The sequence below is a fragment of the Paenibacillus guangzhouensis genome (assembly GCF_009363075.1).
GTDB lineage: Bacteria > Bacillota > Bacilli > Paenibacillales > Paenibacillaceae > Paenibacillus_K > Paenibacillus_K guangzhouensis.
Window position 1 is genome coordinate 3,183,698 of the sequence record NZ_CP045293.1, and the last position, 15,817, is coordinate 3,199,514.

A 15,817-nucleotide genomic window follows, 5' to 3' on the forward strand; every position below is an offset into this window, starting at 1 on the left:
GATTCGATGTTCTTATACCACTAATTCCGAGTTGATTATAGTGATATGGAATTAAGTTATAACCAAGCATAAACGCCTTCGGCGTCCTTCCAAAGGACGTAAAGCGTTTAAGCGAGAAATATAAGAACAGTTTATCCGTGAAACTAATACATTCATATATTTTAAAAAATGATAGGCTGGAAATCTCTGCAATCTAGCGGTATAATCATAGTGCATATATCCTACCTGATTACTTGGTTAATTGATGGGCGGTGAACGATTTGAACTACTCCATACCAACGACAAAAAAACGAATATTCGACTATATCGCCGAACGCGAGACGGTATCCAAAGCTGAGCTTCTGCAATCCTTCGACGTGACAAGCAGCAGCTTAACCCGTTTATTAGAAGAGATGCTAACGGAGCGCATCATTGAAGCCTCCGGGTTCGGCAGTTCAACGGGCGGCAGAAAGCCGATTCTCTATCGGGCGAACGCAGCTTATCGGTACATGATTGGATTCGAAATTTCTCGAATCAGTTCGTCGGTGGCTCTCTATGATCTTCAGATGAATCCGTTGTCCGATGTTCGGTGGAAAATGGACGCACAGATGACCCCAGACGTGCTGCTCGAACGCGCAGCGAACTGGATCGAAGACACGCTGAATCAGCATCACATCGACCGTGACCTCGTCATTGGGATCGGCATCGGCGCAGTTGGCCCCCTCGATCAAGCGAACGGCATCATCTTGACGCCGCTTCACTTCCCGGCGGAGGGTTGGCAGCATGTTGCGATCTGTGATTGGATGACGAGACGGCTCGGCATTCCATGCCGGCTGGACAACGGCGCGAATGCTGCGCTGATCGGAGAACATTATGCGCTTCGCGGCGAGCAGATGAGACATATGCTCTACGTTCATGCCGGCGTCGGACTTCGTTCAGCCATGATGTCTGAAGGCCAGATTGTCCGGGGCGCATTCGATTTAGAAGGCTCCTTCGGTCAGATGATTATCCAGACGGATGGTCCACGGCTGCAAGAGGACGGCAATTACGGGGCATTGGAGGCTTATGCATCGATACAGGCGCTGGAGAAGCAAGTGCGGACACAGGTCAAAATGGGTCGTGATACCCTATTGCACACGCATGAACCGGAAGCGATCCATTTCGATTTGCTTATCTATGCGCTCCGAGAAGGCGACCGCCTTGTGCGGGAGCACTTCATTCAAGCGGCTACATATCTCGGGGTCGGCGTCGCCAATCTCATCAATGTTCTCCATCCGGAGCAAGTCATTCTGGGAGGGCCGCTTGTCCATGCTGATGTGGTCATCTATGACACGATCATGCATGTCGCGAAGAAAAATATATACTACGCGCCTTCCTATCAACCTACCTTCTCGCCTGGCGTGTTGGGAGAAGACGCGGTTGCAGCTGGTGCCGCTGTCAGGATCAGAAGAGACTGGGACTGTGAATCCTAAGTTAGATATTGTATTGACCCATGAGAAAAGGCCTCGCAAATGCGAGGCCCTTATTCTCATTAACGTGCTAATCCTGCTGCACTGAATACTTTCTCGAACCCTTGTCTCGAGCGCTCTAACAATACTTCCGGTGAATCCGTCGGTGCCGTAGGCGTCAATATTTCCTGCGACACGACACCTTGATATCCGATCTGTTGCAATCCTTGGAGGAATCTCACAAGATCGATTACCCCTTCCCCCGGATACAGTCGGTCATTATCCAGCACCTGCTCGACGGGGACGGGAGGCGCATCATTGATATGAACATGAACGATTTGATCTGCGCGAAGCTTCAGAATGTCATCCACGGTCAGCTCGTTCGTGTAATAATGATAGGCATCGAACAGAAGTCCGATATTTGGCTCGCCAATGGCATCGATCAGATCGAGCGTCTCCTGAAGCGTCCAGATGAACGGATTCGCCCAAGCGGTACGCAAATGATGCGGACCTACGAATTCAAGACCTAGGCGCACGCCATACGCACCCAGAATCTGTGCGCAGACCCGAAGTCTTCGTACGGCAAGCGCCATGAAATGCGCGGATTTCATATCCGTGGACGGCAGAATATATGTACAGCAGCTCGTACACCCTAGTGCTGCCGCGGCCGCTGCCTCCTGAGCTAATCGCTTCAGTCCCTCTTGAAATGCTTCCTCGCTCGTTCTCCACTGAACAGATAAACCAATCGAGCCGATTCGCATCTCATTCGCGGCTAATATCTCTTTTGCTTGCTCCAACCCAGTGCGTTCAATGAAACTGAGCGCCTCCAGATCCACGGCCTCAAATTGATACTGAGCAGCCAATTGGATCAGACGCTCATCCGTTAAGGATCCACCGATTCCCGCACGCGTAAGCCCTTTCAACACTGTTATCGCCTCCCCTAATTAACACAATATCTCTATCATCATAGCCAAGCCTCGCACGAATGACAAATCCTCCTCAGCGCGGAGGAGGACCTAATATGGGGCGATATCGTCATTTCTATCCCTTCATCGCATCGGTGCGCCAAGTTTCTTCATTTTCTTGACACGTATGCTATAAATCGCCCCCCCCTTCCATTGAAGAGGGATTTACAACGTTTAGAACACGATGCTTACGATAATGGCCGACAAGAAGCTGACAAGCGCTGCGCCATATAACAACTTCAATCCAAAGCCTGCGACCACGTTGCCCTGCTTCTCATGCAATCCTTTGACGGCGCCAACAATGGTACCAATGGAACCAAAGTTTGCGAAGGAGATCAGGAAGACAGAGACAATCGCATTCGTACGTTCACTGAACTCACCCTGGATTTTGACGAAATCAAGCATCGCCACGAATTCGTTCGCAACGATCTTCGTCGCCATAATGCTGCCCGCTTGCACCGCTTCTCCCCAAGGCACACCCATGAGGAACGCAACCGGAGCCAGCACATAACCAAGAATGCCTTGGAACGAGATGCCAAAGATGCCGCTGAATATACCATTGATCAACGCAATGAGTGCAATGAATCCGACGAGCATGACGCCGACGATGACAACAACTTTGAACCCATCGAGGATGTACTCCCCGAGCATTTCGAAGAACGTCTGCTTCTCTTCCTGCTGCACTTCCAGAAGATCCTCTTCCGGCTTGACCGTATAAGGGTTAATGATCGATGCGATAATGAATCCGCCGAACAGGTTAAGGACAAGCGCCGCGACAACGTATTCCGGCTTCAGCATCGTCATATAGGAACCTACAATGGACATCGAGACAGTGGACATCGCCGATGCACACAAGGTGTACAAACGATTTTTTGGCAGCAGCCCAATCTGTTTCTTGAATGAGATGAAGACCTCATTTTGTCCCAGAATTGCGGAAGCAACCGCATTATAGGATTCAAGCTTCCCGAGTCCGTTCACTTTACTCAGCGCAAGTCCGATATATTTGATAATGAAAGGCAGGATTTTGTAATGCTGCAGTATCCCGATAATCACCGACATGAAGACAATCGGCATTAAGACGTGGAAGAAGAACGAATGTATCCCTTCATTCACGAGTCCGCCGAAGACAAAATCCGTTCCTTGATTCGCATAGCCTAACAATTTGGCGAACCCGTTCGCGAACCCTCGCACGAGATATTCACCAACACTTGTCTTAAGCAGCAGCAGGCCAAATACGATCTGCAGCACGACCATGATCAGGATGGGACGAACCTTAATTTTCTTCTTGTCACTGCTCGCAAGCCAAGCCAGGAGCAGGACGACAACAAGACCGATGAGCGCAATTACATATTTCATGATTGGGAACCTCCATTTCCATAATGTGTGAATTCGTTCACAATATCTGTGATCGAACGAGATCACACATCTGCAATGATCGTATTCAGCGCGATTTCCGCCATGCCGTTGAACGATTGCTCACTTGTCTTATGCGAAGACCGTTCATTCGTTAAGAGCTGACTGCCAACCGTCAGAATGGTTAAGGCGCGTACGCCATATTTGGCCGCTAACGTATACAATGCTGTGCTCTCCATCTCAACCGCTAGGACACCAAATTCCATAAATTTATGCAGACGATCTAACGTCTCTCGGTAAAACTCATCGGAATTGTAGATGTTCCCGACATGTACTTTTGCTTGGGCAGTCTCTGCAAGCTGATACGCTTTCATTAACATGCGGAAATCGGCAGTCGGCGCATAATTGCAGCCATGGAATATTTTCTCCGTCATGTTGCTGTCGGAAGATACCGCCTGTGCGAGGACAATGTCGCGAATTTGAATCTCCTCCTGCATCGCACCGCATGTCCCAATCCGGATTAACTTCTTCACGCCATAGTCCTTAATCAGCTCAGTTGCGTAGATGCTCATCGAGGCATTGCCCATTCCTGTTCCTTGCACCGAAACCGGTACGCCTTTGTATGTTCCCGTAAATCCGAGCATGCCTCTCACTTCGTTATAACAATAGACATCGGTTAAGAAATGTTCTGCGACGAATTTAGCACGGAGTGGATCGCCTGGCAATAAGACACGCTCCGCGACCTGACCGACTTCTGCTTCCATGTGAATACTCATGTTGTTATGTCCCCCTCATCTTCTTGCTGATCGAAATCGCTTACATACACAGCATATAGGGAATACGAGGAACGAACTAGACCAAAAGTTGACGTAAACAACGGAAGAAAAAGGACCATTCCACTCACATAAGCAGCTCCTGGCGAATATTATCAAGGTCCCGCCTTGTCGGAATGGTCGCGATCATGACCGTTGGAACGCTCTTAATCGATAACGGAAATGTACTGATGATAAAATCAATTTGGCGCTGCCTCACAATGTCATCCGTTAACCCTTCCATGATCGTGGTATGAATGGTAAGCTCATCACCGATTTCTTTCTTAATGAGATTAGCGACATAATGGCGAACAGAGAACTCCTCTCCAATAATCAGAAAAGCATTCTTACTCTTATACCGGAGGCTGGAGCTAACTAGCAAGGTGAGCTTCGTTAGATGAAATTCATTCAGGTGGATATCGCAATAAAGTTCATTCCACTGCACCATACAACGCTGCACCTCATCATAGACATGTTGGCAGGCATGCTGCGCATACGTGGTCAGATGATTCTGGGAGACCTGCATCAGCTCTGGAATGGCGTTATCGATAATCAGCTTCTCGAAGAACTCACCCATTTCCTGAATGAATCGCTCGTCCATATCCAACGTCTTGAAAGACTGCATGAGTAGCGGGAGCAGCCTGTCCCGCATCGCAGTCATAAGATTTGCCTGCATCGGATTTGAATCACTAGTCGGTAGCATCGCATCATGGCTGTTGTATTGACTTAAGCTAAATAACGAGATGAGAAAGAAAACCTCGTCTTTTGGCAGTGTGACGCGATACGTCTCTTCTAGCTTCCTAACGAGCGACAAAAGCGGGGAATAGAACTGACTCTCCGACCAGCGGTACCGCCCCTCCTCGATGTGCACCGTATGCCCTTGGCGAACGCGCTCGAGTACGATCGCAATTAGGAAAGCTAGATTCCGCTTGGAATTGAGAAAATACACGATTCGATTCTCCGTCTCGATCTCGGTAATGTACTGGTTCAATGTATCGAACTCCGTATTCGGAAATGGCCAACCCGTAAAGGCATTCGCTTCGCAGAATAATTTCCATAGGAAATAACGAATATGTATTTCGTGACCTTTGAGCGCCGGCGCCGCATATGTGATCCTCAGACGGAAAGCCTGCAGCTCATGATTATTTAACTGCACGATAAATTTCTTGAACGAAGAAGCGCTCATATACAGCGATTCCGCGATTTCCTCCGCGCGAATATGTCCTCCTTGCATGAACAGCAGGTGCATGAACCGATAATATGAAGTCTGCTTGAAGAGCAGAGCAATAACTTCTTGAATCGTCGTACTGCGGCGGTCACGGTGCAGAATCATCCCCCTGCCACGTGACACTTCAATCGCCATCGCAGTCGGCAGTTGCTGGCTCAACTCCTCAACGAGCTTACGGATCGTCTTATCGGATACCCCGAGCTCTTTCTCCATCTCGGCAAAAGTAAACCAACGCTGCTCCGTATCCAGCAAGGTCAATAATGCGCGAACGAGCATGAAATCTTTATCCATAGATAGCACCTAATCCTTCTGTACCAATGATGTGACGTTCTGCTTCATCTCACGGAATCTTCCTGGCGGCAGCTTCTTATCCTCCATGAACACCCGTGTAAAATAATGCACCGAAGAAAATCCAGTCTCCTCGGCAATTTGCTTAATCGGCAGCTCGGTACGCAGCAGGAGTCGCGTCGCTTGACGCACGCGCTCATGCCGGACGAAATCCGTAAAAGTCTCACCAATTCCAGCTGAAAATAGACGTGATAGGTGGCGTTCGGAGACATTCAAATAACGCGCGACATCCGTAAGTCCGATCGTACCGGCTAGGTTATCGCGGATATATAGCTTGGCTTGCTGCAGCAGCCGATTCGAATTTGTGCGCTGTACGTTCACCTTTTCCACGTTCGTATGTACGCCGAATAAGGTTAGGAACGAGAGGATCAACGAATAGGCTACTGTACCAATCGCCGCTGCTGGAAGATTCCCTGTCGAGCCATCCTGCAGCATGAGGGATTTCCATAATAACGCGGTAGGATGGTGCTCATCCTGCTGCACGAATACGGTCGCATGTTCGCTTAGTGCTTCATAGGCTTCTCGCATAGGTCCTTGCGTTAGCGACTCGTCCAGTTCAAACGCCACGTAGAGCAGGTATAATCCTTCCTGCGTTCGAATTTGATGGGTTACCCCCGGCCTCGAGCAGAAATGCGCGCCGCTTCGAAGTTGATACTCTACCCCATCATCCATATACGTCCCTACTCCTGCGAGCACATAACAGACTTCGAAGAAGGAGTGCTTGTGCACCGGATTATCGAAGAGCTGTGGATTTATGCCCCAGTAATGCACCTTGAAGCAGGCGTCGCTTGTCTGCAGGACCGTCGCGATCTCATTGAGCATGGATTGCGTTTCTTTATGGAGGTACATTGTATTCTCACCTCACAGATATGACCTTATTTTACAAAAAGATGTCCTCTCTGAAAAAAGACAATCGATCAAGAACATCCTTATTATTATAAGTGTAATCTTCAAATAATGCTCGTATCTTATCCAAGGAGGCGTGTCGATGATTCAACCAGCTGATGTGCAATTTTATAAAGAGAATGGGTATCTGCTCGTAAAAGGGGTATTTCGTATGGATGAGGTCGAAGAGATGCGCGAAGCGGTGGAGCGGATCATTCAACGAGCAGCGCAGTCGAAGGCCGATTGGAATGCCGCTTGGCAAGGTGATTTCCTGCCGCCGGAACAGCTGAAGAAGCTTGTCCTAAAAGGATTCCATGACGTGCATTATCACGATGCGGCGTTCACGCGGGCAATTGTGCATCCGAACATGCGAGCGATCCTCACGCAGCTCATTGGTCCGAATGTGCAGCTGCATCACTCCAAAATGCTGGTCAAACCGCCAGAGAACGGAGCCGCATTCCCAATGCATCAAGATTACCCGTACTTCCCGCACGCGAATCACACGATGCTCGCTGCAAGCGTCCATCTGGATAATGCCGATGAAGAGAATGGCTGCCTACGCGTCATTCCTGGATCGCATAAGGACGGCGCCTTGCCTCATGTCGGCTCCCATTACTTGAATCATAAGGAATATCCAACGAAAGACGGCACGCCTTGCATCGCGGAAGCTGGGGATGTGCTGTTCTTCAATTACTTAACCATCCACGGATCTGACACGAATCGCAGCACTCGTACACGGCGAAATGTCTTATTCCAATGTAAAGACGCGAGCGATTTTCCAACGGAAAATGTCCATTTCGACTGGGGCATGGGACTCATGGTCGCCGGGGAGAATCCGCACTTCACCAAAGCCAAACCGAACTATACGATTATTTAATTTCGTCGCATTGAAAAGGGGCTGTTCTACGCTTGAGGTTTCTAACCTTATGCGGAACAGCCCCTCTTTTTCTTGTGATGCGGGATTAACTGCTTTTTGGCAGTTATTTCGGTGTTCGATAGCTGGATGCGCGCGATTAACTGCTTTTTGGCAGTTATTTCGCTGTCCACTGGCTAGATGCGCGCAATTAACTGCTTTTTTTGCAGTTATTTCTATGCCCGCTGGCTGAATGCGCACGATTAACTGCTTTTTGGCAGTTATTTCGATGCTCGCTAGCTAAATGCGCGCAATTAACTGCTTTTTGGCAGTTATTTCGATGCCCGCTGGCTGAATGCGCACGATTAACTGCTTTTTGGCAGTTATTTCGATGCCCACTAGCTAGATGCGCGCAATTAACTGCTTTTTGGCAGTTATTTCGGCGCGCGATGGCTGGATGCGCACATTTAACTGCTTTTTAGCAGTTATTTCACTGCTCGATAGCTGAATGCGCGCAATTAACTGCTTTTTTGCAGTTATTTCGGTGCTCGATGGCTGGATGCGCGCGATTACTGCTTTTTTGCAGTTATTTCACTGCTCGATGGCTGGATGCGCGCGATTAACTGCTTTTTGGCAGTTATTTCGATGCTCGCTAGCTAAATACGCGCAATTAACTGCTTTTTTGTAGTTATTTTGCTGCCCACTAGCTTGATGCGCGCCATTAACTGCCTTTTTGCAGTTATTTCACTGCTCACTAGCTTGATGCGCGCCATTAACTGCCTTTTGGCAGTTATTTCACTGCTCGCTAGCTAAATGCGCACATTTAACTGCTTTTTAGCAGTTATTTCGCTACTCGCTAGCTAGATGCGCGCCATTAACTGCTTTTTAGCAGTTATTTCGCTACTCGCTAGCTAGATGCGCGCAATTAACTGCTTTTTTGCAGTTATTTTGCTGCTCGCTAGCTATATGCACGCAATTAACTGCTTTTTTGCAGTTATTTTGCTGCCAACTAGCTGGATGCGCGCGATTAACTGATTTTTGGCAGTTATTTCGCGCGCCTCTAGCTAAATGAGCGCATTTAACTGCTTTTTAGCAGTTATTTCGCTTCTTATTCACGCCCCACCGGCTAGATACTCGTCAGATGCCGATACCGTTCACGCAATCTGCCAGCGGTCCAATGATTGACCTCGAACAGATCCGCCACAGGCTGAGCTGTATAAGGGATTCTTGGCATGTAACCGGGCGGCCCGAATTCCGGCGTCATCGTCGTGACTTGATGCCCCTCGGACTTCCTCCGCTGTAGCACCGTCTCCCACCAGCCTTCGAATCGCTCCAATGCATAAGCGTATTCTGGCGCGGCAGGGTGAGGGACTTGCGGCCCCTGCTCGAATCCGATCCTCGCATGCAGATGTATCGTCCGATCCAAAATAATCGCCATCGCCTCTTCTTGGTCATGAAGCAGCGATTCGCAGACGCATGTGAAGTGGCTGTAATCCGCGGTTAATCGAAGCTCCGGGAATTGACGCAGCAATCTTGCCGTCGACCAAGGCGAGAACATCGCCCGACCACGATGCGTCTCGTGTCCAATGGGCACCCCGAACTGTTTCTCAACATCGACGGCATAAGCAAAGAACCGATCCTGTTCATCCTCCTGCCAGTAATCTTTGCCGCTGTGCGAGTTAATCAATTGCGGACGAAACTTCACCGCACGCTCCACTTGAGCCAAGAAGGATTCTTCATGATGACCATGCGTATAAATCTGCGAAATGTAACTAAGTCCCAGCTCCTCACGAAGCTCATTGAACTCATTCTCATCTTCCGGTGCAGGAAGCGGCCCTTCCACTCCGTCATAGCCATGCCGCGCCGCCCGTTCCATCTTCTCCCGTAGCGTTCCTTCCATGCCCCAGAAGGCATGATAAATTTTTAGTTCCAACGCAAGCTCTCCTTCATTCGTTTATTTGTGGTGACCACGCGGCTTCTTCCCGCTCCAACGTTCATCTACTTGTTCAGAAGCGGATTGATATCGCGCATCCACGCTAATCCGGTATTGATTCGTCGTATTCGCTAACGAGCAATGCATCAAGAACATGCCGAAGATCAGCACATCGCCCGCTTCGAACGTCGTCGTCGCCCACTGACCGCCGAATTTCTCGGTAATGACGAGCGGATCGTCCGTATAGTGACCAATGCCATCTCGATCCGAATCCTTCGTTCCATAAGAAGCCTTCAGGCTATCGAATCGATGCGACCCTAAGCACATAGCGAGTCCGCCCATTTCATACGAGATATCACCGATCGGTGACCATACTGTATACACATTATGCGTGCCGCGTCCCATATAGACGATGTCGTAGTGGGCTCCCGTGAAGTCACCTTTGCCGACTGCGCGCAGCCATTTGTAGTGATATGTCAGCGACTGCTCATCGAGCAATTCGTCGAAGAAACGCATCACATGTTCACCATTCAAGACATCCAGCAATTCCGGCAAATCCTCATTCGTGCCGCCCATGAAGATGCTCTTGCTGCCATCCGCGATGACCCCTTCTTCCAGCAGCGTATCCCGCTCCAACTTGCCCATCCGGTCCATTTTCTCCAGAATCGCTCTTCGTGCAGTCAATACCTTCTCTCGGTCATGAAAGCCGCGAATGAGTAGATACCCATCTTCCTCCATCCGCTCCCGCAGCGCTTGTACATCATGCAAAATATCGTTCGAGCTTCGCAACTCGGTTAAATGCGGCCCATTCAGTTCCAACTCGCGATTACCCACCTTCACCATCATCGTCCATTACCACCCGTCATTTATTTAAAATTTGATCGATTGATCACCTTCAATATAAACGGGATTGGTCTTCCTGTATTTAAGGAAATGGGTTTGAAATTTACTAAAATCGCTCCGGTACGTCGCTTGACCCGCTCTCCCCTTGCTGCGCTCTTCTCCACTTCGAGGGGGAGGCTCCTTCCATCTGTTGAAACCATGCGCTAAATAAGTGAATCGCCGAGAATCCAAGCTGTTCCGCGATACGTTGAATCGGCTCGTCCGACGTGCGCAGCAGCCATTTCGCTTCAGCCAACCGATGCATCTGCTGGTACTGCTTGGGAGACACTTGATAAAATTTGGTGAACTCCTTGCGAAAAGCCGACACGGATAATCCAGACATTCGCGCGAGCTCCGACACGCGGAGCTCTTGATTGAAATGACGCCGAATATACTCCGCGCTGCTAGCGATCGACATCCGCTGCGGCATTTGCTTTGCGTGCTGCAGCAAGGTCAAGAGGAATAGATCAACCCAAGCGGTGATGACTGCATCCCGCTCTTCCAGAGGCCCCGAGATGATCTTAAGCCAATTACGGAACAGTGCATCGTATATCTCCCGGTTCATCGGGGACAAATGAATCACGCTTGGGCGTTCTGGCTCCGCTAGTTGATAGAATCTGCGTACGAGCTCTTGCGGGATCGAAGATACTTGCAGCACGCCGAATCGGACGGAATCCTCTGTCCAGAATCGATGCGGTAAATTCGGCGGGATCAGGACAACAGCTCCCCGCTCCATCACGTATTCACGTTGCTCGCATTCCATCACCGCCGAGCCTTCCAGCACAATGGACACTTCGTAATCACAATGATGATGGGTTTCCATCTTCCATCGATTGGCATGCGATGCGATCGCTGTACTCACATGTATGGTCATGGTTGATGCGAACCTCCTGCTGGCAAAATTCTTTGTGCATCCTCTTATAATACAAAGTTTACCATGTAAGCGGCATTCGTAAAGTGGGTTTCTTGTCTTGTACCCTACCCGAATAAAAAAAGCTTACCAACCTCGAACATTCCTATTAGAGGTAGGTAAGCTTTGCATTAGAATACTTTGGTCGTCCAAGATTCGCAGTTCCACGTCTCCGTCACGACATCGCGATAAAATTCAGGTTCGTGCGAAATGAGAAGAATACTACCTTTGAATGCCTTCAACGCACGCTTCAACTCGTCTTTCGCATCCACATCCAAATGGTTCGTCGGCTCATCGAGCACCAATAGATTCGTCTCACGGTTGATGAGTTTGCAGAGACGAACTTTCGCTTTCTCGCCACCGCTCAATACCGCGATTTTACTCTCGATATGTTTCGTCGTCAGACCGCACTTCGCTAGGGCTGCCCGAACTTCGAATTGCGTGAACGCAGGGAACTCCTGCCAGATTTCCTCGATACACGTGTTATAGTTGGTATCCTTCATTTCTTGCTGGAAATAGCCGATATCCAAATTCTCGCCGCGTTGAACGGTTCCGGAGATCGCTGGAATCTCGCCTAGGAGACTACGAAGCAATGTTGTTTTACCGATTCCGTTCGCACCTACTAGCGCAATTTTCTGGCCGCGTTCCATGCGAAGATCTAAAGGTCTCGACAATGGGCTGTCATAACCAATGACAAGATCCTTCGTCTCGAAGATCATTTTGCCAGAAGCTCTAGAATCCTTGAAGTTGAACTGCGGCTTCGGCTTCTCCTTCGCCAGTTCAATCACATCCATCTTATCGAGCTTCTTCTGTCTGGACATCGCCATATTGCGCGTCGCCACGCTGGCTTTGTTCCGGGCTACGAAATCCTTCAAATCTGCAATTTCTTGCTGTTGGCGTTTGAATGCAGATTCCAGCTGAGATTTCTTCATCTCATACACCTGTTGGAAGTGGTCATAGTCCCCAACATAACGCGTTAATTCTTGATTCTCCATATGGTAGATCAGATTGATAACACTGTTCAGGAACGGAATATCGTGCGAGATCAGAATGAAGGCATTCTCATATTCTTGCAAATAGCGCTTCAGCCATTCGATATGCTGCTCGTCCAAATAGTTCGTCGGCTCGTCCAATAGCAGAATGTCCGGCTTCTCGAGCAACAGCTTCGCGAGTAGGATCTTCGTGCGTTGACCCCCGCTCAGATCATTGACGTCTTTATCGAGTCCGATATCGGTAATACCAAGGCCTCGTGCCGTCTCCTCGATCTTCGCATCAATCATATAGAAGTCCTGATTCGTTAACGTGTCTTGAATCGTGCCTACATCCTCAAGCAGCTGTTCAAGCTCCTCTGCCGATACTTCGCCCATTCTACCGTACATATCGTTCATTTCTTGTTCCATATCGAACAAGTATTGGAAGGCGCCCCGCAGGACATCGCGGATCGTCATCCCTTGGCTAAGCACCGCATGTTGATCCAGATATCCGACACGCATGCGCTTGGACCATTCGACCTTCCCATCATCCGGTTGCAGCTTGCCTGTAATAATGTTCATAAAAGTGGACTTTCCTTCGCCGTTCGCGCCAATCAGTCCGATGTGCTCGCCTTTCAATAAGCGAAAAGATACGTCATTGAAGATCGCACGATCTCCAAAGCCGTGACTTAATCGTTCTACATTTAATATGCTCATGCATGACACCTTTTCTTCTAGACTTTTTTCCTCGTCCTATTATACGTGGTATCACGGGTATAACTCAATCGACAATCGCAAATTTGTCGCAATAAAAAAAGCCCTCTATCTGCCATGTGGCAGGATAGAGGGCATATCTTGTCATGGTCGTCCTATGGACGCCTAGGATCAACTCGTCAACGACTGAAGAATGGATGCTGGAAGCCAGAGCGTATTGTCCTTCAGTTCAGCACTCACCGGAACCTTCGTTCCATTGACAAGCGCGCTATCCGTGTTCAGTACGTACGATACGATTGCAGCTCCATGCGTCAACGTGACTGTCTTCGTCTTCAGGTCATACGCCACAGTAATCCCATGGGCCCCTGCTGTCTCACGTACAGGAACTAATTCGGAAGTAACAGGGCTTGGATCAGTCATCGGCGTTGTCTCTGGTTGCGCACCTTTCGACAGATCTAATGTAAATTTCGCGAACCCATCCTTCTCTTCACCTACATACTTCATGCCGCCAAGCTTCGTTGCAGCATCTTTCGCCTTCGGCGATGTTCTAAATGTAATATTCGTATCACCCGTAACCGGAATGAAGGACCAATTATTATCGGCCGTCGGGTTAATTTTCTTATTCTGCGCGATATAATCGATTAACACCTGACGCGTCTCATCCGGTGAAGAGATCACAATGTTGGATCCGTCCAGGTTCGGGAAGTTTCCGCCGCCGCTCGCACGATAGTTGTTCGTCGCCACGAGGAATTGTTGATCCTTCGTAACGGGCTTGCCGTTGAACTGCAAGTTGACGATTCGGTGCGAATCCGGGTTCACAAGCTTGCCTTTGCGATCGTAACGTGCTGGCTTCGTCACATCAATCTGGTACGTTACACCATCGATCACATCGTATAAATACGTCGGAAAATCTTCGTTAATGAGCGGCTGCTCATCCTTCTTGCTCGGATCAATCTGATTGAATTGCCCTGCCGCATGCTCAAGCCACTCTCGAACTTGATCTCCATTCAATTGCACAACGTTGACCGTATTCGGATAGACATACAAATCGGCTGCACTCTTGACAGCAAGCGTTCCAGTCGGAATATCCGTAAAGTAATTCGGGCCCCAACGTCCGCCGGCCTTGAACGGTGCTGCCGCAGATAACACCGGGATACCTTCAAATGATGTCCCTTGAATGTACTTCTCCGTATACCACTTCTGGGCATTCGATACGATTTGAACAGATGGATCATCATGTACAACGGCGAAAAAGCTATTAATAGGTGCTGTTGTCTCACCAATTGGTCCGCGTACAAATTCGACGGTCGCTGCATGCTCTTCTTTGACGGCGTCCACGATACGCTCATCAACCTTCGCGAGCGATTTCTTATTCGCCTTATCATAGATTGGACGCGCTTCGGACTGGCTGTCGACGACTTTCCACTTTCCGTCTTTCTTCTCCAAGGTCAAATCCACGACCCCTAGGTGATCGCCCCAGAAGCCAGGCATAACGGCAGCTACACCATGAATCGTACCTTTTTGAATATCGATGCCTTCAATGTTATCGAACTCTTTGCTCGGGAACACCTTATGGTCATGACCGAATAGGATGGCGTCTATGCCCGGCACTTTGGCCAAATGAACCGTTGCATCACTCATATTCTCCTTGTACGGACTGCTGTCAAAACCAGAGTGCGGTACCGCGATGATAAGGTCTGCACCTTCTTGCTTCATTTTCGGCACAAATTTGTTAGCGGTTTCAATAATGTCCTTTGCAATAACTTTTCCTTCCAAATTCGCTTTGTCCCACTCCATGATCTGCGGAGGCACAAAACCAATGACACCAATCTTGAGCGTCACTGGAGCATCCTTGTCATCCTTGAATGTGCGCGTCAGAATCTCGTACGGCTTGAAATAGTTCTTGTCATTATCCGGATTGTTGTCATGGTCATCGATGTAAACGTTTGCATTCACATGCGGAAATTTAGCGCCTTTTAAGCTGCGATCCAAGAACTCGAGCCCAAAGTTGAATTCATGGTTGCCGATACCTGCCGCATCGTATTCGAGCAGATTCTGCGCTTTAAAGACAGGATGAACTTGTCCCTCTTGCAGCGGTCTAACCTTCGCAACGAAATCGCCAAGCGGGTTCCCTTGAATCAAGTCGCCATTATCGATTAACATACTGTTCGTTACTTCTTGACGCGCTTTCATAATCAATGAGGCCGTAAGCGCCAGCCCAAATTCTTCGGTGGATTGGTCTTGGTAATAATCGTGGTTAACAATGTGCGTATGTATATCCGTCGTCTCCATCAATCGAAGCTTCAATTTCGCTCCTGGATCACTAGCTTCCGCAAAGGCAGACATGGAGAATGCACTGCTGACAAGTGCTGCAGCTAACAAACTTTTCAACATTTTCTTATGATTCATGTGTGTAACCCCTCTCGATCAACAACATTTTAAGAATCAAATGATAATAGCGAATTTACTTATTCTCAATTTGCCACCCAGATCTTATCACTTTTATGAGCATTCAACACTTCACCTCCAGCTTTTA

General features: G+C 48.9%; 12 protein-coding genes. 2 read left to right on the forward strand and 10 right to left on the reverse strand.

Annotation, left to right across the window (positions count from 1 at the left end; genetic code table 11):
* Positions 1-251 precede the first annotated feature (251 nt).
* Entirely contained in the window at positions 252-1,451 is a 1,200-nt protein-coding gene (locus GCU39_RS14375; protein ID WP_407671682.1) for an ROK family protein, read from the forward strand.
* 59 nt (positions 1,452-1,510) lie between these two features.
* Here the strand turns inward: GCU39_RS14375 and GCU39_RS14380 are convergent, their stop codons facing one another.
* From GCU39_RS14380 to GCU39_RS14400, 5 genes are all read right to left on the reverse strand, one after another.
* On the reverse strand, positions 1,511-2,353 hold the full coding sequence (locus GCU39_RS14380; protein WP_152394156.1) for a sugar phosphate isomerase/epimerase family protein: 843 nt from the start codon (positions 2,351-2,353) through the stop codon (positions 1,511-1,513).
* A 213-nt stretch (positions 2,354-2,566) separates the two neighbouring features.
* On the reverse strand, positions 2,567-3,748 hold the full coding sequence (locus GCU39_RS14385) for a NupC/NupG family nucleoside CNT transporter (RefSeq protein ID WP_152394157.1): 1,182 nt from the start codon (positions 3,746-3,748) through the stop codon (positions 2,567-2,569).
* Positions 3,749-3,810: 62 nt separating this feature from the next.
* Positions 3,811-4,521, reverse strand: coding sequence for a purine-nucleoside phosphorylase (deoD, locus tag GCU39_RS14390; RefSeq protein ID WP_152394158.1), 711 nt, complete (start codon positions 4,519-4,521; stop codon positions 3,811-3,813).
* Positions 4,522-4,645: 124 nt separating this feature from the next.
* Positions 4,646-6,076 carry an AcpB/EbpR/MafR family transcriptional regulator gene (locus GCU39_RS14395; protein WP_152394159.1) on the reverse strand — a complete coding sequence of 477 codons (1,431 nt, stop codon included), beginning with the start codon at positions 6,074-6,076 and terminating at the stop codon, positions 4,646-4,648.
* A gap of 9 nt (positions 6,077-6,085) precedes the next feature.
* Positions 6,086-6,982 (reverse strand): AraC family transcriptional regulator, encoded by an 897-nt coding sequence (locus tag GCU39_RS14400; protein ID WP_152394160.1) that lies wholly within the window; start codon positions 6,980-6,982, stop codon positions 6,086-6,088.
* Positions 6,983-7,121: 139 nt separating this feature from the next.
* Here GCU39_RS14400 and GCU39_RS14405 point away from each other — a divergent pair, with 139 nt between their 5' ends.
* Positions 7,122-7,895, forward strand: coding sequence for a phytanoyl-CoA dioxygenase family protein (locus GCU39_RS14405; RefSeq protein ID WP_152394161.1), 774 nt, complete (start codon positions 7,122-7,124; stop codon positions 7,893-7,895).
* Positions 7,896-8,997: 1,102 nt separating this feature from the next.
* On the opposite strand, the gene GCU39_RS14410 is transcribed toward GCU39_RS14405, so the two are convergent.
* From GCU39_RS14410 to GCU39_RS14430, 5 genes are all read right to left on the reverse strand, one after another.
* Positions 8,998-9,804, reverse strand: coding sequence for a sugar phosphate isomerase/epimerase family protein (locus tag GCU39_RS14410; RefSeq protein WP_152394162.1), 807 nt, complete (start codon positions 9,802-9,804; stop codon positions 8,998-9,000).
* A 21-nt stretch (positions 9,805-9,825) separates the two neighbouring features.
* On the reverse strand, positions 9,826-10,650 hold the full coding sequence (locus GCU39_RS14415; RefSeq protein WP_152394163.1) for a phytanoyl-CoA dioxygenase family protein: 825 nt from the start codon (positions 10,648-10,650) through the stop codon (positions 9,826-9,828).
* Positions 10,651-10,753: 103 nt separating this feature from the next.
* Positions 10,754-11,560: an AraC family transcriptional regulator gene (locus tag GCU39_RS14420; protein ID WP_152394164.1), complete on the reverse strand. Its 807-nt coding sequence runs from the start codon at positions 11,558-11,560 to the stop codon at positions 10,754-10,756.
* A gap of 167 nt (positions 11,561-11,727) precedes the next feature.
* Entirely contained in the window at positions 11,728-13,284 is a 1,557-nt protein-coding gene (locus tag GCU39_RS14425) for an ABC-F family ATP-binding cassette domain-containing protein (protein ID WP_152394165.1), read from the reverse strand.
* Between the two features lie 168 nt (positions 13,285-13,452).
* Positions 13,453-15,690, reverse strand: a complete 2,238-nt coding sequence (locus GCU39_RS14430) for a bifunctional 2',3'-cyclic-nucleotide 2'-phosphodiesterase/3'-nucleotidase (protein ID WP_152394166.1) — start codon at positions 15,688-15,690, stop codon at positions 13,453-13,455.
* Between the last annotated feature and the right edge of the window lie 127 nt (positions 15,691-15,817).

Excerpts from the sequence above, each read along its gene's own strand:
- GCU39_RS14385 (WP_152394157.1), bottom strand. The coding sequence starts at position 3,748 with ATGAAATATGTAATTGCGCTCATCGGTCTTGTTGTCGTCCTGCTCCTG.
- deoD (WP_152394158.1), bottom strand. The coding sequence starts at position 4,521 with ATGAGTATTCACATGGAAGCAGAAGTCGGTCAGGTCGCGGAGCGTGTC.
- GCU39_RS14395 (WP_152394159.1), bottom strand. The coding sequence starts at position 6,076 with ATGGATAAAGATTTCATGCTCGTTCGCGCATTATTGACCTTGCTGGAT.
- GCU39_RS14400 (WP_152394160.1), bottom strand. The coding sequence starts at position 6,982 with ATGTACCTCCATAAAGAAACGCAATCCATGCTCAATGAGATCGCGACG.
- GCU39_RS14405 (WP_152394161.1), top strand. The coding sequence starts at position 7,122 with ATGATTCAACCAGCTGATGTGCAATTTTATAAAGAGAATGGGTATCTG.
- GCU39_RS14415 (WP_152394163.1), bottom strand. The coding sequence starts at position 10,650 with ATGATGGTGAAGGTGGGTAATCGCGAGTTGGAACTGAATGGGCCGCAT.
- GCU39_RS14420 (WP_152394164.1), bottom strand. The coding sequence starts at position 11,560 with ATGACCATACATGTGAGTACAGCGATCGCATCGCATGCCAATCGATGG.
- GCU39_RS14425 (WP_152394165.1), bottom strand. The coding sequence starts at position 13,284 with ATGAGCATATTAAATGTAGAACGATTAAGTCACGGCTTTGGAGATCGT.
- GCU39_RS14430 (WP_152394166.1), bottom strand. The coding sequence starts at position 15,690 with ATGAATCATAAGAAAATGTTGAAAAGTTTGTTAGCTGCAGCACTTGTC.